This window comes from Starkeya sp. ORNL1 (genome assembly GCF_012971745.1).
Classification (GTDB): Bacteria; Pseudomonadota; Alphaproteobacteria; order Rhizobiales; family Xanthobacteraceae; genus Ancylobacter.
Window position 1 is genome coordinate 1,674,137 of the sequence record NZ_CP048834.1, and the last position, 20,967, is coordinate 1,695,103.

Consider the following 20,967-nt stretch of genomic DNA (forward strand, 5'->3'; position numbering starts at 1 on the left):
ATGGGACCATCGATCCCTAGATTCCAGCCTCGCTGCGCAGCGATCCCCCTCATCAGGCAGAGAGAGCATGGAACCTATCCTGATATACGGCTTCCCGTCGGGAAGTTCGATGGGGCTCGTCGCGGCGTTCGAGCGCCTTGGCCAGCCCTACCGCCTCACCCGCGTCGACATGCTGAGCGAGATGAAGAACGACGCCTTTGCCCGCCTCAGTGGCCGGCAGGAGACGCCGGTGCTCATCACCGAGGACGGTCGGGTGCTGACCGAGACCATGGCGATCGCGCTGTGGCTGGAGGCGCGCGATAACGAGCGGCGCATCAGCTTCGCGCCCGGCAGCCCGCAGGCCGACCGCATGCACCAGCTGATCGGCTTCGTGAATACCGGCTTCACCAACGCCTTCTCCCCGCTCTGGGTCGCGTTCGAGATGGAAGACGCCGCGCCGGCGACGCTCGAGGTGCTGCGCGCTTATGGCCGCAAGGCGGTGACGGACCGCCATGAGAAGCTGGAGGCGATGATCGGCGACAGTGCCTTCCTCATCGGCGACCGGCTGACGCTCGCCGATACCACGCTGATCGGCGTCGCCCGCTGGGCCGAGTTCCACCAGGCGGTGGATGGCGACGCCTATCCGAAGCTCGCCGCGCTGCGCCGGCGGATCGAGGCGGAGCCCGAGGTGCAGTTCGCCCTCGCGCTCGAGGATGGCGAAACGCCGGCGGGTAATGGCGCGTTGCGCGGGCATGTGCCGCTCAAGGAGGTGCTGGAGCGGTTTGCCGAGTGAGCTTCCTCCGCACCACAGTCGTCATCCCGGCCGCAGCGAAGCGCAGAGCCGGGATCGCGTGAAGTCCCGCTCGGCACCTTCGCGCGATCCCGGCTCGGCCTTCGGCCGTCCGGGATGACGATGGGTGTGGCGGGTTAGGATGACGGGGTGCTCTTGCTCCCCGCCTCCACCGCCCGGCGCTTCATCAGCTCGCGCTCGCGGCAATTGCCGGCCAGCAGCGCGGCCGCTTCGAACGCGGCGCGGGCCTGCTCGAAGCGGGCGAGGCGGAACAGCAGATCGCCGCGCACGCCCGGAAGCAGATGGTAGCGCGCCAAAGCCGGCTCGCTCAGCAGCCGATCGGCGATGGCGAGCCCGGCGGCCGGCCCCTCGGCCATGCCGACCGCTACCGCGCGGTTGAGCTCGACCACCGGCGACGGCGCCACGTGCGCCAGCTCGGCATAGAGCGCGGCGATGCGCGGCCAGTCGGTCTCGTCGGCGCGCGCCGCCCGCGCATGGCAGGCGATGATGGCGCCCTGCAGCGCATGGAAGCCCCCGGCCCCGCCGAGCGCCTTCGCCCGCGCCAGCGCCGCGAGGCCGCGCCTTATCTGCAGCTGGTCCCACAGCGCGCGGTTCTGATCCATCAGCAGGATCGGCTCGCCGGTGGCATCGGTGCGGGCGCGGGTGCGCGAGGCATTCAGCTCCATCAGCGCCAGCAGGCCGTGGGCTTCGGGCTCGTTCGGGGCGATATTGGTGAGCACGCGGCCCATGCGCAGCGCCTCGTTGCAGAGCTGCGGGCGCATCCAGTCATCGCCCTTGGCGGCGGTGTAGCCCTCATTGAAGATGAGATAGACCACCTCCAGCACCGAGGAGAGCCGCGCCTTCAGCTCTTCGCCGTGCGGCGTCTCGTAGGACAGGCCGGATTCGGCGAGCGTGCGCTTGGCGCGCACGATGCGCTGGGAGACGGTGGTCTCCGGCACCAGGAAGGCGCGGGCGATCTCATCTGTGGTCAGCCCGCAAATCATGCGCAGCGCGAGAGCGGCGCGGGCCTCGCGGGAGAGCAGCGGGTGACAGGCGGTGAAGATGAGCCGCAGCAATTCGTCGCCGATATCGTCATCCAATGGGGCGTCGAAATCCGGCATCGCCTGCTGTTCGTCCTCCAGTTCGCGTGCCACCTCGCCATGCTTGCGCGCCAGCATCTGGCCGCGGCGCAGATGATCGAGCGCGCGGTGCTTGGCAGTCGCCATCAGCCACGCGCCGGGGTGCTCCGGCACGCCCGATTGCGGCCAGCGCTCCAGTGCGATCAGCAGGGCTTCCTGGGTCAGGTCTTCGGCCAGCGGCACGTCGCGCAGCATCCGCGCCAGGCGGGTGATCAGGCGCGGCTGTTCGATGCGCCACACCGCGAGGATGGCGCGGTGGGTGCCGGCAAGCCGAGTGTCGGCGGCGGGCGGCGCGTGCACCTGCGCCGCCGACAGGTCGGGTTCGCGCTGCGCCTCAGGCGACAGCGGAGCGCTGCAGCTCTTCATGGATGTCGGCGCAATTCTCGGCCATCACGCGCACCTCGCAGGTGCCTTCCCAGCCCGGCATCAGATCCTTGTGCAACTGCATGAAGCCCTGCGCCGAGGCGACGGCCTCCTCCATGTTCTTCAGATCGAACACCGCATAGCCGCCGATGAATTCCTTGGCCTCCACATAGGGCCCGTCAATGGTCTTGAGCTGGCCACCCTTAAGCTGGACCCGCGCGCCGGCCATCGGAAGCGGCAGCAGGCCGCCGCTATCGACCATGCGGCCGGCCTTGATCTCCTCCTCGCTGAGCTTGCCGATGGCCTCCATCAGCTCGGGCGACGGCGGAGACATATCGGCGGAGGTGACGATGAACATGAAGCGCATGTGATGTTTCCTCTGTTCGAGAGCACCGGACGGGGTCGCTCATCTGGACGACGAACGGGACCGCCGCAGATCGACAGGCGGCACGAAAAAATTCGCCGGGCACCCTAGCCCAATCTGTCGCCGCTGTCGGCGCCGACATCACGCAACGTAAGTCTCGATAGGCATGGCACCGCCGGCAATGCTATCTGCGCATCCAGTTCAAACATGGAGACCGCGTGGTGACGGACCGGATCGCGACCCTGCAACCCTATCTGCTGAGCCTGCTTCGCGTGGTCTCGGCGCTGGTGCTGTTCAGCTTCGGCACCCAGAAGATCCTCGGCTTCCCGGTGGCGCCGCAGGTGCCGCCGATGGGATCGCTGCCCTGGATCGCCGGCGTGCTGGAGCTCACCCTCGGCTTCCTGCTGCTAGTGGGCTGGCAGACCCGCATCGTCGCCTTCGTGCTCTCCGGGCTGATGGCGTTTGCCTATTTCATCGGCCACGCACCGCGCGATTTCTTCCCCTCGCTGAATGGCGGCGTCGCCGCCATCCTGTTCTGCTTCGTCTTCCTCTATCTGGTCAGCGCCGGCGGCGGGCGCATCAGTGTCGACGCGCTGAGCGAACGCCGCACCTGAGCAACGCACGGCACGTTGCGGGCGTTTCTGCTAGGCTCCAGCTTCTGCGCAGGGGTCCGCGGGGGCGGGCGGGCGCAGCCGGGCATCGGCATGGCAGAGCAAGGCGCGCAGATCCGGCCGCCGCAGGTCCGTCGCGGCACGACGCTGACGGCGGCCATACTGGCGCTCGGCCTGGTGATACTGGCGTGCGGCCTCATCGCCGCCCTCGCCTTCACGCAGATCCGCGGCGATGTCGCGCGCGCCGCCGCCGGCCAGACCGCCGCCATCGCTGAAAGGCTGAGCCAGAGCAGCGCCGCGCTGGAAGGCGTGGCGCCGAGCCTGTTCGCCGGGGCGGTCGACCCGGCGGCGCGGGGTCAGTCGGGGCCGCAGGTCCGCACCCAGCAGCAAAACATGCAGCAGCTGATCGACGAGCTCGCCGCCCATCTCGGGACCGGCGAGCCGGTCGCAATCCTGCGCGCTTCGTCGGCCGAGCTGTTCGAGACCATCGATCGGCTCGCCCCCGCCATCGCCTCCAGGGCCACGGCCGAGGCGAAGCTCCGGCAAGGGCTGGCGGCAGTGGCCACGGTGTTCGAGGAGGCAGCGGCGCTCTCCGGCCAGCCGCGCGGCGCGCCGATTGCCCGCTGGCTCGACGAGGCGCGCGGCGCCACCGGCGACATCTTCGCCGCGCTCGCCGCCACCGACGGCGCCGGTATGGACGGCCCCGCCGCCGCCGCCGGGGTGGTGCTTTCCCATGCCGGGGAGATCGCCGATGCGGCCGGCGGCGAGACCGCGGCCGGCAGCCGCGCGGCGGCGCCCGCCTTGCCGGGGCTGCAGACCCGCCTCGACGAGGCGGTGACCGGGAGCGACGGCGTATTCGCGGCGCAGCGCCAGATCCGCGATCTCGACGGCCAGATCCGGCAATTGCTCGGCCGCAACGCCGCGGCGGCGACGCGGCTGACCGGCGCGGTGGATGGCTTGACGCAGACGGCGCGCGCGGGAGACGAGACCGCGCCGGCAGTGACGCGCAATTGGTGGCTCGAAGCGCTGATGCTGGCCGGCGCACTCGGTGCCATGGGCGGCGCGATCTATGCGCAGCTGGGCGTGGTGCGCCGGCTGTGGGCGACGGAAAGCCCGCCCGCAGCCGAGCCGTCGCCGGTCGAGGCGGTGGCGGAAAGCCCACCGGCCCCCACCGAGATCGTCGCGAGCGCTCCCGAGCCGAAGCCGGCCGAGGACGCCGCGCCGGCGGTGATCGAAACCGCCCAGCCGACGCCGGCCGAGGATGCCAAGCCCGAAATCATCGAAACCGCCGAGCCGGCCGCCGAGGCCGCGGACGAGGCGAAGCCGCTCATCGGCCCGCCGGCGAGCCCGAGCATTGCCGCGTCGTCCTGAGTGCCGGGCTCGCACCCAACAACGTCATCCTGAGGCGCGAGCGACAGCGAGCCTCGAAGGATGCTGAAGCCGGGCCACATCGCTCGCTCGCGAACATCCTTCGAGGCCCAGCTTCGTTAGGCACCTCAGAGCCTGACTCAAAATAGACGACCTCATCCTGAGGTGCCGCCGCAGGCGGCCTCGAAGGATGCTGAAACAGAGCGCCTGTGACCGCCAACGAGCATCCTTCGAGGCTCGGGCCCTGCCCGAGCACCCCCGCGGTTGGCCCATGGGCCAACCGCCAGGGATGAGGTGGTTCTGGTATCGCAGACGAGTTTTCGAGTCAGGCTCCCAGGATGACGTGGCTCCGGCCCCATGCCACTGGCAGCCACAGGCGGGCTCGCTTATATTCGCCTTGTCCAAGGAGCCACTGATGGCCTTGCCTCTCCGACACTGACGGCCCGCCCGTCCCCCCTCTCGCCGCGACGACGGGAGAGGTGTGCCTGCCTCTCCCCGCGCCGCGCGCCGAGGAGGCTGGCATGGCCAGGCAGGACGAGAATCCCGAAACCGAACCTTCCACCGACCCCAGGCAGAGCGAAGCCGAGCGCAAGCGGCGCTTTGCCAATGCTCTGGCCCGGGCAGAGTTCGGCCGCTTCTATTGGAACGATGAGCTGGAGAGCCGCCTGCAAGGCGCGCTGGTGCCTCCCGGCAACGGGGCGCGCAAGCGACCACGCCGCGGCGGGTAGCGGCGCCTGAGCCGGCGGGCCGGAGGCGCAAACGTAAAAGTCATCCTGCCCGCTGGCAGCCAGCTCTGGTTGCCAGCGGCAAGCTATGCCTATGCTCCCCCGAATACCGGGCGGCCGCGGAGCCCCCCGGCCTTGGGGGGATGGGGATGTCGGGAACGAGAGGCGCGCTGTCGCGGCGCGCGGTGGTGATCGGGCTCGGCGCCGGTCTCGCCGGGATCGGCCGCGCGCAGGCCGAGCCGCAGGAATTGCAGATCGACCAGTTGAAGCCCGGCCAGTTCAGCTGGCACCCGGAGCGCGCGCCGGGCGGACCGATCGCCATCGTGGTCTCGCTGCCGGACCAGCGGGTCTATGTCTATCGCAACGGGGTGCGCATCGCGGTCTCCACCTGCTCCACCGGCAAGAAGGGGCACGAGACGCCGACTGGCGTGTTCACCATCCTGGAGAAGGACAAGGACCACCACTCCTCGATCTATAACAACGCGCCGATGCCGAACATGAACCGGCTGACCTGGTCGGGCGTCGCGCTGCATGCCGGCAACCTGCCGGGCTATCCGGCCTCGCATGGCTGCGTGCGGCTGCCGATGGCGTTCTCGCAGAAGCTGTTCGGCATCACCCGCATCGGCACGCCGGTGATCATCGCCGATGCCGCCACCTACCCGACCGCGGTGATCCATCCCGGCATGGTGCTCTCGGCCGACGCCGCGAAGGCGTTCGACGGCGTGGCGGCGGCTGCGAAGAAGCAGGCGGCCAAGCCCGTGCCGGCCAACCAGATCCCGGCAACCTCGATCATGGTTTCGAGCGCCGACCAGCGCATCATCATCCTCGACGACGGCAAGCAGGTGGCCGAGGGCGCGGTGACCATCACCAATCCGGACAAGCCGCTCGGCAACCATGTGTTCATCCTCTCCAGCGTCGACACCGACGACAAGGAGCTGCGCTGGCAGACCATCGGCTATTACGACAATGACCAGCGTTCCCCGGAGCCGATGGAGCTGGTGACGATCCAGCGCATCCGCACCACGCAAGCGGTGGTCGACGCCATGACCGCCCGCATGCACCCCGGCACGGTGATGGTGACCGTGGACGTGCCCTTGAGCGCCGACACCCGGACGGGGAAGGATTTCGTGATCATCACGAACGACGCGGGGAGTTAGCGGCGCGCCTCAATCGCCGTCGACCACGACATCCGGCACCACGAAGCGCTCGGTACCGTTTACCGTCACCACGGTGTTGTCGCTCTCGCGGGCGCTCACCACCGCGCTGCCGTCGCTGGTGGTGACGAGGCCGTGGCTGAAGCGCAGCGTGCGCCTGGAGCCATCGGGAAAGCTGATCTCCACGCTCGCCCGCCCCTGCCCGGCGCGCGTCACGCCGAAGCGGCAGGCGCGCACCGCCTTGTCGCCCGGCAGGCGGCAATCCACCTCGCCGGTGGCGTTGAATTGCGTGCCCGCCACCTTGGCATCGGCACTCGCCTTGGCGTCAGAAGCCTTGGCATTGGCCTTGGGCGCGGCCTCGCCCGCCGCCTCACGCAGATAGCGCCCGCTGGCCCAGCCGACCGTATTGGCATCGCCCTGGAGCTGCACCTTGCACCAGCGCGCGCCGGCAACGGGCCGGCAGCCCATATTGCGCACCACGGCGCCCTCATTCAGCGTGACGAGGACAGCATCCGTCGCCGAGGGACCGGAGCGGATGTTCAGCGTATCGCCCGGCACCAGCCCGGCCACCTGCCAGAAATCCGGCCCGCCGGCGAAGCCATCGGCAAAATCGGTCTTCGGCAGCGGCGGCATGGCGGCGACCTGCGGCGCGCCCGGCTGCGGCGCGCGCCCGCTGCCGGAGCCGATGCTGAAATCGATGGTGTAGTCGGCGCTCTCGTTCCGCCGGGCGGCGGCGCGCACCAGATAGACCTGGACGACATAAATGCCGTCCGCCGGCAGAGCGCCGGTGAAATCGCTGCCCGACACCGAGCCGACGAACAGCGCCATGTCGCTGCCGGGCGCGTTCACGTTGAAATTGGCGCTCGGATTGCGGGCGCGGAAGGTGACGGTCATGGTCTGCCCGGCGCGGGCGCCGAGCCGGTATTCCACCGAGTTGTTGCCGCGCACGCTGCCCTGATAGGAGGCCGAACTCGCCCCCGCCGCGAACTTCACCTCGACCCGGCTCACCTCGTCGGCCGCGCGCAGCGGCTGGGTGCCCGAAAGCGCAAGGGCGGCGAGCGCGCCAACAAGCGCGAGCGCACGCCGCAGCGCAGGTGGGAAAATGCGAGCCGGCGGGACAAGGCAGGCGAGCGGCATGGCGTCCTCCTCACGTTCCGGCGGAGGGTAGCTCGCGGCAGGGTTGCCGTCGAATGTTTGAAATTGGGGTATGCGGGTGGGCGGCGCGGCTTGCGCCGGCCGGCTATTACGACAATGGCCAGCGCTCTCCGGAGCCGATGGAGCTGGTGACCATCCAGCGCATCCGCACCACGCAAGCCGTGGTCGACGCCGTGACCGCCCGCATGCACCCAGGCACGGTGATGGCGACCGTGGACGTGCCGCTAAGCGCGGACACGCGGAAGGGGAAGGATTTCGTGATTATCACGAATGAGGTGGGGAGTTGAGGGAGGGGGGCGAGCGGCACACCGCTAAGTTGACTCTCTCCTGTCTTTGATGAATTCTTTTGTATGGGGGAGACATGCTGGTCATCTCATTCGCGGACGCAATCCTAGATTCGGCAAGGTATACAAGGCGGCATTTGTTGCTTGGCAACGGCTTCAGCATCGCTTGTCGCGCGGACATTTTTCACTACGGATCATTGTTCGCCCAAGCGGATTTTTCTGACGTTCCTGAGGTCCGGGCTGTTTTCAAAGGTTTAGAAACACAAGACTTTGAAGTAGCAATCAGAGCGCTCGAAGGTGCGTTGCGAATCCTACCAGCCTATGTAGCTGACAGTGCTGCGCCTCAGGCTATGATGGCTAGACACGCTGAAGCACTAAAAGATATTCTCGTTCAAACCATTGCAGCAAATCACCCTGCAATCCCTGGCGACATCCCTGACGAGAAGTTTTGGGCTTGTCGTAAATTCCTGTCGAATTTCTTGGCTCCACAGCAGGGGCAGGTTTTCAGCCTCAACTATGATCTATTGCTATACTGGACGCTTATGCACGAGGATAAGCCCTTCGAAGGGCCCATTCAACTTAACAAGAATGACGGATTTGGGAATTCTGAGGGAGACCCACTAGCAGATTATGTTGTCTGGCAGGGCGAGGTCGGCGCCCATAGTGCATCTGTCCATTTTCTCCATGGAGCTCTTCATCTTTTTGACTCAGGATCAGAACTAAAGAAATATACATGGGTACGAAAAGGGATACCTCTAATACAACAAGCTCGAGCCGCCATCGCCACAAACGCGTTTCCGCTATTTGTTGCCGAAGGAACGAACATACAGAAAAAGAACAAGATCAGGCACAACGCCTATCTTTATCAAGGATTCAAACAACTTACGGCTAACGCGGAGACCATAAAACATTGCTTTTTTATCTTCGGTCACTCTTTGGCGCAAAACGACGACCACATACTTCATCGCTTAGCCCGAGGCCGATTCGCACATCTCTATGTTGGGATCTATGGCGACCCACTTGCGTTTGACAATACGCGAATCATGAGACGAGCCTTAGGTGACCGACTCATAACTTCGCAGCCAGATGCGAATTGAAGCGAGCTGGATTGAGGCGAGGAAATTGTCGTCTCGCTTGTCGTAGCGGGTGGCGACGGCCCTGAAGTGTTTGAGTTTGTTGAAGAAGCGCTCGACAGCGTTGCGTTGGCGGTAGAGCCAGGCGCTGAAGGCGAGGGTTTTGACCCTGTTGGGCATGGCGCGAACGTTGGCCCATGCGCCGCGCCCAGCCATCTCGTCTCGCAAGGCGTCGCTGTCATAAGCCCTGTCGGCGAGAAGGATGTTTCCCGGCTCGACCGCGTCCAGCATGTCGGTGGCCGAGCGCCCGTCGTGAGCTTGGCCCTCGGTGAGCTTCAGGCGGATCGGGCGGCCTTCGGCGTCGACGAGCGCGTGGATCTTGGTGGTCAGGCCGCCGCGCGAGCGACCCATGCAACGGGATCGCTCGTCTTTTTTTGGCCGTTGGCGGCATGCTGGTGAACGCGGATCGACGAGGCGTCGATCATCTGGATATCGCCATCGTAAGCAGCTGATACGGCTTTCAGAATGCGCGCCCAGTGGCCGGCCTTGCGCCACCGGTTGAAGCGGTTCACGCAGGTCGTATGAGGGCCATAGCGCGAAGGGATATCGGCCCATGGCGCCCCGGTGCGCAGGCGCCAGAAGATGCCGTTCAGAACGCGACGGTCATCCACGCGTGCAACCCCGCGCACCTTCGTCGGCAGAAGTGGCTCGATCACCGACCACTCGAAATCCGTCAGGTCAAATCGCGCCATCTCAACCTCCAACGCTGAGATCAGTGAATCAGAACACCGGGCCGCAGGGAATCCCCTTATGGGTATGTGACCTAGAGTTGGCTCAGCTTCGTAGCGACCGATACCCTCTTGAGGTCACCTTTTACGATGCCGAGTCCGCCAAGGTATGGGGATAGACTATCAATGCTCACCCTTCGCTTAAACTCGATGGCAACAACTGCGAACTAAGAGAAGAATACAAGCTCGGACTTTGCGGTGGCCCTTACGAGTGCCCATTCGTCCACGACAATGACGAGCGCCGCATCGAGATGAAACCTAGTGACGATCCAGCGCAATTGCTTCACGCAGCGCGCTTGGAGACCCTGATCGCCCACATATACCCTGGCACCGTGACAGCGGAGGTGTCGGACGCCACGGAGCGACAATTCTCCCCGTAAGAGGCGCCAAGCTGGTTCAGTTCATATCGCCCGACCGCGCAATCCGCATATCGAGACCAATATCCGTATTGCGAACTGTGGCCGCGACCGCACCAAGCCGCTGTCGCCATGCCAACGGGAAATGTTCTAGCTCAAGAATTCCGAGAACTCTCCGACGACGACAAAATCACCATTGACAGCCACAGCTTGAATCGCTCACTATCCTCACGCAACCTACGTGAGATTAGTGACATGCGAGTTTCGATCCAAAAATTGACGGGCGACACGGTTTGCGCTGGCGCGCACGTTGGCCACTTGGTGCTGGTCAAACTTCTTGGCGAAGTGAACCGCGAGCACAGCGTGCCGGAATTGGTGTTCCTTGATTTTGCCGACGTCGAAATAGCTACCGCGAGCTTCCTCCGCGAGAGCGTGCTCGCCTTCCGGGACTTCGTTCGGCAGCAACGCCCCACATATTATCCGCTACTCGCCAACGCGAACGTCCAAGTCAGCGAGGAGCTAAAGATGCTTCTCGACCTTCAAGGTGGTGCACTTTTGGCGTGTGAGCTGGACATCGGCAACCAAACAACCAATATTCAGCTTCTCGGACGCCTCGAAGGCAAACAGCAACTCGCGTTTAAGTTAGTGGGCGAGCGCGGCGAGACCGATGCGGCGCAATTGCAGCTCGAGTTCGGTGAGAATGAAGGCGTAAAGCAGACTGCATGGAACAACCGTCTCGCTGCATTGGCAGCTTCTGGCCTAATCATTGAAACAAGCCGAGGCCGAGCGAAGCGGTATCGCTCACTATTAGGTGGGGTTTACGATGGGTGTTGACTTCATTGAAAAGGTTAAACGCACTTTCGAGAAACACCTTGATCTTCAGCGGGCGAAGTTAGCGACGGCGGATCTCTTTACCCGAACTCCGATTGAGAACCGCCCGGCGTTTTCTGCTGATCTCGTCGGACGCTTTGTTCCGAAGGTCGGTATGGAGTTGATAGCCGAGGTCGATGGTCAAACACTTGTGTTGAGTAATGACCAAACCGTCGTCGCCCGCGGCACTGTTCCGCCTTCAATTCTACAGGCCGTTGAGGACTCTTGCGGTGTCGCAACCGCAATAGTGCAGGAAGTGCATGAATTCTCCGGTGTTGTAGAGGTTACCCTGTGCTAATGACCTCCCCTGCTCTCGACCATGCGACGTCGAATGAGACCGCTAACAGCGCGCGTACTCTACGACGGGAACGCCGCCTTTGGGATCAACCTTGGTCGACACTTTCACTCGGCTGCACCGCGTGTAGACAGGTCGATGAGTGTGGAGGCTTACACACAAAGGCGCCGTTACTTGATTGCATGGGCCTCTGTTGTGGCAGACCCGCGACCTGTAGCAAGGTTTGCCGTGCGAAACCTGCCGATTTTGTCGCGCGTGTTCGAGAGATAGGCGGGTTTAATCTCTCCAATACACCGCGCGGCCCATTACTTGCGTCACCGACGCTACCAAAGATGATTCCGGTTATCTACCACGGAAACAAGCGAACGGAGGTTTATTCCGGCGGAGTAGTCGCGCTTTCGCTTTATGCCTTGCTGAGCAAGGCGACCGGCGACCTCAAATTCATGTCGCGCGAGCAGTTGTGTGACGCATTCAGGATTTCTACAGATACGACCATCGTTCTCACAGGCACCCACCAGGATCCGCCGCTGGAGCGTTGGTGGTCGTACGGCGAGGCGAAAACCGAAGAAATCATCGGCTTGCTTCGCGGACTTGGGATCAAACTGGTTACAACGCCAAATTACAGCCTTTTTGCCAACGCGCCCCGTTGGGACGATATGCACTCTATGAAGCGGATCGCTCTGACGTTTGCACAGTTCGTCCGCGGCGGAATTCCGGCCGCCCTCCATGTGAACGGCCGAACAGCAAAGGACTTCTGGAGGTGGCGCGACTTCCTGTGCGAGCGCCCTGAGATCACGCACCTGGCCTACGAGTTCGGGACTGGCGCCGGACGAGCGGCACGGTCGCCGCAACACGCCGAGTGGCTTACAGAACTGGCGCGATCCGTCGATCGACCACTCCACATTCTCGTTCGCGGCGGCCTTGATGTGTTGCCAACGCTTGCTGCTTCATTCGCCGGCGTGACCTTGCTCGACACGTCTGCGTTTATGAAGACGATGAATCGCCAGTGCGCTGTTCCGGAAGGGAATAGGAACGTGAGGTGGGAGCTATCGCCGACGGCTACCAACGATGAGCTTGAAAGGTTGTTTATCCACAATGTGACTGCACTGAACGATATCGCCTGCTTGCTCACATCGCCTTCGCGCGGCGAATTAATAGCCTCGGGCTCCTAATGGAACTCGAATCTCGCGTACTGAATTTTGCGGCCGTAGATGACCTAGGCTTTGCCGGGGCGAAAGGGAGGCTGGAGAAACTGCCATCAAACCTCTCCTTTACGAGCCACCAGATAGGACCTTTGCTTGAACTGCGACATCTTCAAGGTAGCGGCACGATTCCCAGTGCACGTCCTTGGTGGCTAAATGTCGGGGGACTCGATGAACTAATGCGGGCAATCGCGGGAGACGAGCGGCAATGGTTCTGCCGGATCAATCGCGCCATGGGCATGATGAAACTCGACGCCACACCTCGACCGCAGGAGTGGACAGACTTCGCGATGAACATGAAGCGCGCTGGCGTACTCGCAGGCCTCTCTTCCGATTGGGCGGCGCAGATGACGGCTGCACTCCGCGAATTGGAATCGAATATCCACGAACACTCGGGGGCCGTAGGAACCGGGCTCATAGCCTATCGCGGAGCGCCGGGGGAGTTCGAGTTCGTCGTCGCTGATCTCGGCTTAGGACTCTTGGCAACGCTACGCGAGGCGCCAGACTATGCACTACTGACTGATCATGGAGAAGCTTTACGCTTAGCCTTAACCGACGGAGCGTCGCGACTTGGAGCAGGCCTAGGTCGCGGTTATGGATTTCGGCCTCTATTCACTGGATTAGCGAACCGTCGAGCGTCGTTGCGCTTTCGGTCCGGGACCGCATCTTTGACAATTGACGGAACGAGCCCCTCATTGGTTCATGCCCGTCTCGCAACTAAAGCATTCGTTCGAGGCTTCTTTGCTTCAATAAGCTGCTCAATTTGATCTCGATCCGACATACAATTTTTAAAATTGGGGTCGAAAAATATACTGAAACATCATCAGCGATCAATTGGCGCCACTTACTCGCGCTTTGGTAAGCTGGCCGGCATCTCGCCTTCAGACGAATTCATCTTGCTTGCAGGGTTAGATATTTTTCTTACACTCGACCATCCGCGATGAGTGTTTTACGAGATGTCACTCGCCGCCATCAAGCCGCCGCCCCGCTCTCCTCCCCGACCCGCTCCACGCCGCGCGCCGGCTCCCCGGCCTCGCCTCCAGCAGCCGGCCCCTCGCCCACACCCTCCTCGCCCGCCGCACGCAGCGTCTCGCGGGCGCGGTCGGCTTCGCGCTGGCGTTCCCACATGGAGTGGTAGAGCCCGCGCTTGCGCATCAGTTCGAGGTGGGTGCCGCGCTCGGTGATCCTGCCCTGCGCCAGCACAATGATCTCGTCGGCGCTCACCACGGTGGAGAGCCGGTGCGCGATCACCAAAGTGGTGCGGCCGCGGGAGACGCGGTCCAGCGCGTCCTGGATCTCGCGCTCGGTGTGGCTGTCGAGCGCGGAGGTGGCCTCATCAAGCAGCAGGATCGGCGGGGCCTTCAATATGGTGCGGGCGATGGCGACGCGCTGCTTCTCGCCGCCGGAGAGCTTCAGCCCGCGCTCGCCCACCTCGGTGGCGAAGCCCTTGGGCGTGGTGCGGATGAAGGTGTCGATCTGCGCCAGCTCCGCCGCGCCTTCGATCGCCTGTTCCGGCGCGCTGTGCCGGCCGTAATGGATGTTGTAGCCCAGCGTGTCGTTGAACAGCACGGTATCCTGCGGCACCATGCCGATGACGGCGCGCAGGCTCTCCTGCGTCACGTCGCGAATGTCCTGGCCGTCAATGGTGATGCGGCCGGCATTCACGTCGTAGAAGCGGAACAGCAGGCGCGAAATGGTGGACTTGCCGGCGCCCGAGGGGCCGACGATCGCCACCGTGCGCCCGGCCGGCACCTCGAAGGAGATGCCCTTGAGGATCTCGCGGTCCGGATCATAGGAAAAGCGCACATCCTCGAAGCGCACCGCGCCGCCCTGCGCCTGCAAGGGCCTGGCGCCGGGCTTGTCCTCGATCTCCGGCGGGCGGGCGAGGATGGCGAACATCGCCTCGATGTCGATGAGCGATTGCTTGATCTCGCGATAGATCATGCCGAGGAAGTTCAGCGGCTGATAGAGCTGCACCATCATGGCGTTGATCATCACGAAGGAGCCGACCGACTGGCGCCCGGCGCGGATGTCGAGCACGCACAGCACCATCGCCGCGGTGAGGCCGAGGGTGAAGATCACCGCCTGCCCGGCATTCAGCCAGGCCAGCGAGGTGTAGGTGTGGGTGGTGGCGCGCTCGTACTTCGCCATGGAGCGGTCATAGCGCTCCGCCTCCCAGCCCTCGGCGCCGAAATACTTCACCGTCTCGTAATTGAGCAGCGAATCCACCGCCTTGGCATTGGCGTCGGTGTCGCTCTCATTCATCGCGGCGCGGATGCCCATGCGCCATTCGGTGAGCATGAAGGTGAAGACGGTGTAGCCGATGATCATCGCCACCGTGACCAGCACATAGCGCCAGTCGAACACCCAGAGCAGCACGCCCACCACCATGATGAATTCGAGGATGGTGGGGGCGAGGTTCAGCACCGTCATGCGCACGATGGTCTCGATGCCGTTGCGCGAACGCTCCAGCACGCGGGTGAGTCCGCCGGTCTTGCGCTCCAGATGGAAGCGCAGCGACAGCGCGTGCATGTGCTGGAAGGTCTCCAGCGCGAGGCGGCGCACCGCATGCACCGCCACCTTGGCGAACAGGCCGTCGCGCCACTGGGTGATGGCGGCCATGACGATGCGGGCGAAGCCATAGGCCAGCGTCAGCCACACCGGGATCGCCACCAGCCAGCCGAGCTGGTCGGTGGAGACGTTGGCGCCCTCGCCGTGCGCCACCGCATCGGTCGCCCATTTGAAGACGAAGGGCGTCGACATGGTGGCGACCTTGGCCAGCACCATGAGGATGAGGCCCCACAGCACGCTGGCGCGCAGGTCCGCCCGGTCGCGCGGCCAGAGGTAAGGCATCAGCCCGCGCAGCGCGAGCCAGAGGCTGCCGCGCGGCTCTACGGAGGGATAGGCGGCCGGCTGGGGGCCTGGTTGCGACGTGGCGGCGGGCGCCGGGTTGGCGCTGACAGGGGCATTCATCAGGCGGATATCCGTTTCCCGGACATCAGCGAGGGGTGCGGATCGGGCATGGACTGCCGATCGGGCACGGATGCCGATGCCGTTTGCCTACAATTGGGGTCGGTGGGCCGATTTGCGAGAGGTGCGGCCCATTCGCCGAGCAGCGGGCCGAGCGCGGCGGCGAGTTCCGCGCACACCGCGCGATCCAGGCAATAGCAGGAGCGCGGGCCGTCAATGGTGCCGGTGATGAGGCCGGCTTCCTTCAGAACTTTAAGATGCTGGGAGACGGTGGATTGCGCCAGCGGCAGCCCGCGCACGATCTCGCCGCACTGGCACTTCTCGGCCCGCGCCAGCGCGCGAAGGATGGCGAGCCGCGCCGGGTGGCCGAGCGCGCGCAGGCGCAAGGCGAGAAGGTCGTCAGTGTCGGGCGTGTCGGTCATCGTCCATCGGCGATAGACGATGATGATGACGGGGGCAAGGCGCTCTATCGCCGGGGGCGTTACCTCGCCCTGAATCCGCCCTGCGGCTATGCTTGGTGCGAGTCACAATGAAGGCATGGGATGCTTGACGCTTCCATGCCGCGCTGCAACATGGTGGTCATGTCAACGATAAAGAATATCTGCGTCTATTGTGGCGCTGCTCCCGGGGACGATCCCGTCTTCCTCCAGACCGCCATCGAATTCGGCCAGATCCTCGCCCGCGAGAATATCCGCCTGATCTATGGCGGCGGCGGCGTCGGGCTGATGGGCGCGGTGGCGCGCGCCTGCGCCGAGGCCGGCGGGCGTGTCACCGGCATCATCCCGGATTTCCTGATCGGCAAGGAACAGGCGTTCGACCACGCCCATGAACTCGTCGTCACCCAGGACATGCATGAGCGCAAGCGCCTGATGTTCGAGCGGGCCGATGCGTTCGTGGCGCTGCCCGGCGGCGTCGGCACGCTGGAGGAGCTGGTGGAACAACTCACCTGGGTTCAGCTCAACCGGCATTCCAAGCCGGTAATGGTGCTGAACGTCGCCAATTTCTGGGATCCGCTGCTCGGCCTGTTCGACCACATGCAGTCCAGCGGCTTCGTGAACATCGCCCGCCCGGTGCGCCTCTTGGTGGCGCACAATGCCCGCGCCGTGCTGCCGAAGCTGCGCACCGCGGTGTCGAACGTCGCCGAGGGCGAGCTGCACGATGCGGCGGCGGAACAGGTGATGGACCGGATGTGAGGCGCGGGGGTCGCCCTGCTTCAACATCCTTCGAGGCCCGGCTGTGCCGGGCACCTCAGGATGAGGTTCACTTGAAAAGAACCGCCTCATCCTGAGGTGCCGCCGCAGGCGGCCTCGAAGGATGATGAGGCAGAGATCGCTTTAAGACCCCTCCGGCCGCCCACCCAGATTCTGCAGCGCCAGCACCGCGTTCGCGAACTCGATGCCGACTTCGGGGAAGGCGCGGAACATGCGCTTGAGCGCCTCGCGCTGGATGTAGCTCGGCTTGTTCGGCTTCACGGTGAACTTGAAGCGCACCACGATGGCGCTGTCGGTGATGTCGGCGACGCCCTGCATCTTCAGGGGCATCAGGATCTCGTCCTTCATCTCCGGGTCGTCCATCATCTCCACGCCGATCTTCTTCACCACCTTGCGCAGCTTCTCGAGATCGGTGTTGGGCATGAAGCGGAGATTGAACTTCGCGGTGGTCCAGTCGCGGCTGAAATTGGTGATCTGGCCGAGCTGGCCGAACGGGATGGTGTGGATCTGCCCGCTCTGGTGGCGCAGCTTCAGGGAGCGCATGGTGAAGCCCTCCACCGTGCCCTTGCCCTTGCCGACATCGATGTACTCGCCGACCCGGAACGCGTCGTCGACCAGGTAGAACACGCCGGAGACGATGTCCTTCACCAAAGTCTGGCTGCCGAAGGAGATGGCGAGGCCGACCACCGAGGCGCCGGCGATCAGCGCGGTGATGTTGATGCCGAGCTGCGAGAGCACGGTCAGCGTCACCAATATGGCGAGCGTCGCATAGAGCACCACGCGCACCAGCGGCACCAGCGTGCCGGCCCGGCTGCTCTCCACCACCGCCGGGGTGTCGCCGTCCGGATCCTCGGCGCCCGGCATCACCGGCTTGTAGGCGCGCGCGGCATAGCGATCGGTGAGGTAGCGAATGGCCTCGAACGAGCAATAGGAGACGAAAGCCGTGGTGCCCACCGCGAGCACGCCGGCGGTGACGCGGCCGGTGTCCATCATGCTCGCCAGCGCCAGCACGTCGAGGATCCACACCTCGGCGAGATAGAGGCCGGCGATCATGAACACGGCGAAGCGCAGGCAGCGCGCCACCACATCGGGCAGATGCGGCGCGCCGTCGGCGGCCCGCGCATGGGGGCCGCGCACCAGCCGCGTCACCTTGCCGGTCACCGCTTCCATCAGCAAAAGCCCGATGACGACGTTCAGCGTCGTCACCAGCGCCTCGGGCACCATGGTCTGGTCCATCACCGCGCCATGGATGCGGGCGATGCCCAGTATCAGGAAGAACGGGATCGCCACCGCGATCCAGTGCTGGGAGATGCCGGCGATCACCGGGTGCGGCTCGGCGCGGCGCGACAGGCCGAGGAAGAAGCGCGCGGCGGGATGGCGCTGGCGCACCGCGCCGATGATGAAAGCGGCGACCACGACGAGCGCCTCGAGGATCTCGGCCAGCGCGGTCACATCCTCCGGCGCGCCGATGGCGGTGAGCACCCGGGTGATGCCGCGGCTGACCAGCACCATGGCGACGACGATGCCGATGGCGCGGAAGATGGCGGAGGCGTCATCGTCGCTGATCTCGACGAGACGCGCCGGCCGCAGCTTGGGGCGCAGCGCGGCGCGGAACACGAACATGTAGAGCAGCCAGGAGAATACGCTGAGCAGCACCAGCGAGGCGAAGCGCGATTGCGGCAGCGTGCCGGGGAACCACACCGAGAGCAGGCCGTGGCTCACCAGCCAGGCGGCGATCAGGCCGAGCGCATCAAGCAGCGCGAGGAGCGCCAGCGCGCCGACGCCGCGCGAACCATGCATGTGCGCGGCAAGGCTCCGGCGCAGCGGATCGGTGATGATGCGCGCCGCGGCATCGGCGGCGATCACCAGCACGCCGGCAAGCAGCAGCAGCGCCAGATAGGAGCCGAGCGGGCGCTCGCCTTCCATCGAGGTGAGCATGCCAGGCACGCGGGCGAGTTCGTCGCCGAGCGCGGGCAAGGCCATGAAGATGGAGCCGGCGCGCGCGAAGCGGCGGACATAGTCCTCATCCATGGAATCGTCGGCCATCATCGGCGCGTCGGCGGTGGGCTTGGCCTTCCCGGCGGGCGTGGTGGCCGGGGCCGCGGCTGGGGTGGCGGGCGACAGGCCCTCGGCCCTCAGCCGGCGCACCACCTCGGTGCTGATGCGATCCACCAGCGCGTCGGTCTCAGCCTGGGTGAGGCCGGCCGCGGGGGCCGCGGGTTCCGGCGATGTTTGCGCGGGGGATGGGGTGGCGGTGAAGAGCGCGAGAAGCAGCAGCAGCGGCGCTGCCAGCCGCGTGATGTTGTTAGCCGTATTTACGCACCGCATGTCCAGGCCCGTCCCTCGCCGCCGCGACGCGGCGTCCCCTTACCCCAGTCCAGCTTACCTTATGATGTCGGGGCCTATGAGGGGGTTAAGGCGATCAACGTGCGACAACCAAGTAAGAGGGCGCTCGGCTCGGGCATCCTTCGAGGCCCGGCTTTGCCGGGCACCTCAGGATGAGGTCGCTTTTAATAGAACCACCTCATCCTGAGGTGCCGCGAAGCGGCCTCGAAGGATGCTGCAGCCGTGCAACCTCACGCCGCCGCTCCGCTCTTCACCAGCTTCCACACGATGCTGTCGCTCAGCGCCTGGAACGAGGCGTCGATGATGTTCGGGGAGACGCCGACCGTGGTCCAGCGCTCGCCGGTCTCGTCGGCGCTCTCCAGCAGCACGCGGGTCACCGCCTCGGTGCCGCCGTCGAGGATGCGCACGCGGTAGTCGGTGAGCTTGAGGCCGGCGATCAGCGGCTGGTACTTGCCGAGATCCTTGCGCAAGGCGAGGTCCAGCGCGTTCACCGGGCCGTTGCCCTCGGCGGCAGAGATCATCACCTCCTCGCCGATGCGCACCTTCACGATGGCCTCGGCCACTGTCACCATCTCGCCGCGCACATTGTAGCGGCGCTCGACGCTGACGCTGAAGCGCTCCACGGTGAAATAGTCCGGCACGCCGCCGAGGATGCGCCGGGCCAGCAGCGCGAAGGAGGCGTCGGCCGCTTCATAGGCATAGCCGCCGGCCTCGCGGGTCTTCACCTCGTCCAGCAGGCGGGAGAGGCGCGGATCGTCCTTCTTGACCGGGATGCCGAGGCGGTCGAGCTCGGCCAGCACGTTGGAGCGGCCGGCCTGGTCGGACACCATCACCCGGCGGCGATTGCCGACGCGCTCCGGCGGTACGTGCTCATAGGTCGCCGGGTCCTTCATGATCGCCGAGGCATGGATGCCGGCCTTGGTGGCGAAGGCGCTGGCGCCGACATAGGGCGCGTGCGGATCCGGCGCGCGGTTCAGCATCTCGTCCAGCGTGCGGGAGAGATGGGTCAGCTCTTCGAGGCGGGCGGTGGGCACGCCGGTCTCGAAACGATCGGCGAAATCCGGTTTCAGCAGCAGCGTCGGGATCAGCGTGCACAGGTTCGCATTGCCGCAGCGCTCGCCGAGGCCGTTCAGCGTGCCCTGGATCTGCCGGGCGCCGGCGCGCACCGCGGCCAGCGAATTCGCCACCGCCTGGCCGGTGTCGTCATGGGCATGGATGCCGAGATGCTCGCCGGGCACGGATTGCGCAACCTCGGTGATGATGGCCTCGATCTCGTGGGGCAGCGTGCCACCATTGGTGTCGCACAGCACCACCCAGCGGGCGCCGGCCTCATAGGCGGCCTGGGCGCAGGCCAGCGCGTAGTCGGGCTTCTCCTTGAAGCCGTCGAAGAAATGCTCGCAATCGACCAGCACCTCGCGCCCCGCCGCTTTCGCAGCCGTGACGCTGTCGCGAATGGCGGCGAGGTTCTCGCCCTCCTCCGCCTGCAGCGCGACGCGGACCTGATAGGCCGAGGCCTTGGCGACGAGGCAGACCGCGTCGGCCTTGGCATCGAGCGTCGCGTTGAGGCCGGGATCGTTCGCGGCTGAGCGCCCCGGACGGCGGGTCATGCCGAAGGCGGTGAGCCGCGCCGGGCTCTCGCGCGCCTCGGCGAACAAAGCGGTGTCGGTGGGGTTGGCGCCGGGATAGCCGGCCTCGACATAATCCAGCCCGAGCCGGCCGGAGAGTTCGATCAGGCGCAGCTTATCGGCCAGCGTGAAGTCGACGCCGTTCATCTGCTGGCCGTCGCGCAGCGTGGTGTCGAACAGATAGAGCCGCTCGCGGGTCATGCGCCTGTTCCACGGAAAAAGCCGGGCCGGGGCGAAGCATAGGCCATTCGGCCGAGCTTATGATTCCGATTCAGCCGGCTCGCAATCCGATTCCGCGG

The 20,967-nt window shown here is 65.2% G+C and carries 19 protein-coding genes; 11 read left to right on the plus strand and 8 right to left on the minus strand.

Translation table 11 applies throughout. The features are described from left to right. Positions 1-67 precede the first annotated feature (67 nt). On the plus strand, positions 68-772 hold the full coding sequence (locus G3545_RS08095; RefSeq protein WP_170011486.1) for a glutathione S-transferase family protein: 705 nt from the start codon (positions 68-70) through the stop codon (positions 770-772). A 134-nt stretch (positions 773-906) separates the two neighbouring features. On the opposite strand, the gene G3545_RS08100 is transcribed toward G3545_RS08095, so the two are convergent. After that, the gene (locus G3545_RS08100) at positions 907-2,274 is read right to left on the minus strand and encodes an RNA polymerase sigma factor (RefSeq protein WP_170011488.1); all 1,368 of its coding nucleotides are present in this window, start codon (positions 2,272-2,274) and stop codon (positions 907-909) included. Beyond that, on the minus strand, positions 2,243-2,638 hold the full coding sequence (locus G3545_RS08105; protein WP_170011490.1) for a YciI family protein: 396 nt from the start codon (positions 2,636-2,638) through the stop codon (positions 2,243-2,245). Before G3545_RS08105 ends, G3545_RS08100 begins: the two co-directional genes overlap by 32 nt. Positions 2,639-2,856: 218 nt before the next feature. Here G3545_RS08105 and G3545_RS08110 point away from each other — a divergent pair, with 218 nt between their 5' ends. The 4 genes from G3545_RS08110 to G3545_RS08125 all read left to right on the plus strand — a co-directional run bounded on the left by G3545_RS08110 (position 2,857) and on the right by G3545_RS08125 (position 6,496). After that, positions 2,857-3,249, plus strand: a complete 393-nt coding sequence (locus G3545_RS08110) for a DoxX family protein (protein WP_170011492.1) — start codon at positions 2,857-2,859, stop codon at positions 3,247-3,249. Positions 3,250-3,339: 90 nt separating this feature from the next. Next, positions 3,340-4,617: a hypothetical protein gene (locus G3545_RS08115; protein WP_170011494.1), complete on the plus strand. Its 1,278-nt coding sequence runs from the start codon at positions 3,340-3,342 to the stop codon at positions 4,615-4,617. Positions 4,618-5,135: 518 nt separating this feature from the next. Then, a complete protein-coding gene (locus G3545_RS08120) occupies positions 5,136-5,342 on the plus strand; it encodes a hypothetical protein (protein WP_170011496.1) in 207 nt (68 codons plus the stop codon). Between the two features lie 146 nt (positions 5,343-5,488). Continuing rightward, positions 5,489-6,496, plus strand: a complete 1,008-nt coding sequence (locus tag G3545_RS08125) for a L,D-transpeptidase (RefSeq protein ID WP_170011498.1) — start codon at positions 5,489-5,491, stop codon at positions 6,494-6,496. Between the two features lie 9 nt (positions 6,497-6,505). Here G3545_RS08125 and G3545_RS08130 read toward each other — a convergent pair whose 3' ends face one another. Continuing rightward, entirely contained in the window at positions 6,506-7,630 is a 1,125-nt protein-coding gene (locus G3545_RS08130; RefSeq protein WP_170011500.1) for an SH3 domain-containing protein, read from the minus strand. Positions 7,631-7,683: 53 nt separating this feature from the next. Here G3545_RS08130 and G3545_RS08135 point away from each other — a divergent pair, with 53 nt between their 5' ends. Then, positions 7,684-7,935, plus strand: coding sequence for a hypothetical protein (locus tag G3545_RS08135; protein ID WP_170011502.1), 252 nt, complete (start codon positions 7,684-7,686; stop codon positions 7,933-7,935). A gap of 74 nt (positions 7,936-8,009) precedes the next feature. Then, positions 8,010-9,029, plus strand: coding sequence for a DUF4917 family protein (locus G3545_RS08140; RefSeq protein WP_170011504.1), 1,020 nt, complete (start codon positions 8,010-8,012; stop codon positions 9,027-9,029). On the opposite strand, the gene G3545_RS08145 is transcribed toward G3545_RS08140, so the two are convergent. Beyond that, a protein-coding gene (locus G3545_RS08145) for an IS5 family transposase (RefSeq protein WP_170008969.1) occupies positions 8,988-9,757 on the minus strand; the annotation gives its coding sequence in 2 pieces (ribosomal slippage) (positions 8,988-9,440 and positions 9,443-9,757; 768 coding nt in all). The genes G3545_RS08140 and G3545_RS08145 overlap by 42 nt on opposite strands. A 647-nt stretch (positions 9,758-10,404) precedes the next feature. Between G3545_RS08145 and G3545_RS08150 the strand changes: the two genes are divergently transcribed. The 3 genes from G3545_RS08150 (at position 10,405) to G3545_RS08160 (ending at position 12,486) form a co-directional block, all read left to right on the plus strand. Continuing rightward, on the plus strand, positions 10,405-10,983 hold the full coding sequence (locus G3545_RS08150; RefSeq protein WP_170011506.1) for a hypothetical protein: 579 nt from the start codon (positions 10,405-10,407) through the stop codon (positions 10,981-10,983). Then, positions 10,973-11,317 (plus strand): hypothetical protein, encoded by a 345-nt coding sequence (locus G3545_RS08155; RefSeq protein WP_170011508.1) that lies wholly within the window; start codon positions 10,973-10,975, stop codon positions 11,315-11,317. Before G3545_RS08150 ends, G3545_RS08155 begins: the two co-directional genes overlap by 11 nt. 329 nt (positions 11,318-11,646) lie before the next feature. Further along, the gene (locus G3545_RS08160; RefSeq protein WP_170011510.1) at positions 11,647-12,486 is read left to right on the plus strand and encodes a hypothetical protein; all 840 of its coding nucleotides are present in this window, start codon (positions 11,647-11,649) and stop codon (positions 12,484-12,486) included. A gap of 1,002 nt (positions 12,487-13,488) precedes the next feature. On the opposite strand, the gene G3545_RS08165 is transcribed toward G3545_RS08160, so the two are convergent. Together G3545_RS08165 and G3545_RS08170 are read right to left on the minus strand one after the other, a co-directional pair. Then, positions 13,489-15,369 carry an ABC transporter ATP-binding protein/permease gene (locus tag G3545_RS08165; RefSeq protein ID WP_246702873.1) on the minus strand — a complete coding sequence of 627 codons (1,881 nt, stop codon included), beginning with the start codon at positions 15,367-15,369 and terminating at the stop codon, positions 13,489-13,491. Positions 15,370-15,488: 119 nt separating this feature from the next. Then, positions 15,489-15,908 (minus strand): metalloregulator ArsR/SmtB family transcription factor, encoded by a 420-nt coding sequence (locus G3545_RS08170; protein WP_170011514.1) that lies wholly within the window; start codon positions 15,906-15,908, stop codon positions 15,489-15,491. Positions 15,909-16,028: 120 nt separating this feature from the next. Here G3545_RS08170 and G3545_RS08175 point away from each other — a divergent pair, with 120 nt between their 5' ends. Next, the gene (locus tag G3545_RS08175) at positions 16,029-16,679 is read left to right on the plus strand and encodes a TIGR00730 family Rossman fold protein (RefSeq protein ID WP_246702739.1); all 651 of its coding nucleotides are present in this window, start codon (positions 16,029-16,031) and stop codon (positions 16,677-16,679) included. A 141-nt stretch (positions 16,680-16,820) separates the two neighbouring features. Here the strand turns inward: G3545_RS08175 and G3545_RS08180 are convergent, their stop codons facing one another. Beyond that, on the minus strand, positions 16,821-19,025 hold the full coding sequence (locus tag G3545_RS08180; RefSeq protein WP_170011516.1) for a mechanosensitive ion channel domain-containing protein: 2,205 nt from the start codon (positions 19,023-19,025) through the stop codon (positions 16,821-16,823). A 248-nt stretch (positions 19,026-19,273) separates the two neighbouring features. Continuing rightward, positions 19,274-20,869: a citramalate synthase gene (gene cimA / locus G3545_RS08185; RefSeq protein ID WP_170011518.1), complete on the minus strand. Its 1,596-nt coding sequence runs from the start codon at positions 20,867-20,869 to the stop codon at positions 19,274-19,276. Positions 20,870-20,967 lie beyond the last annotated feature (98 nt).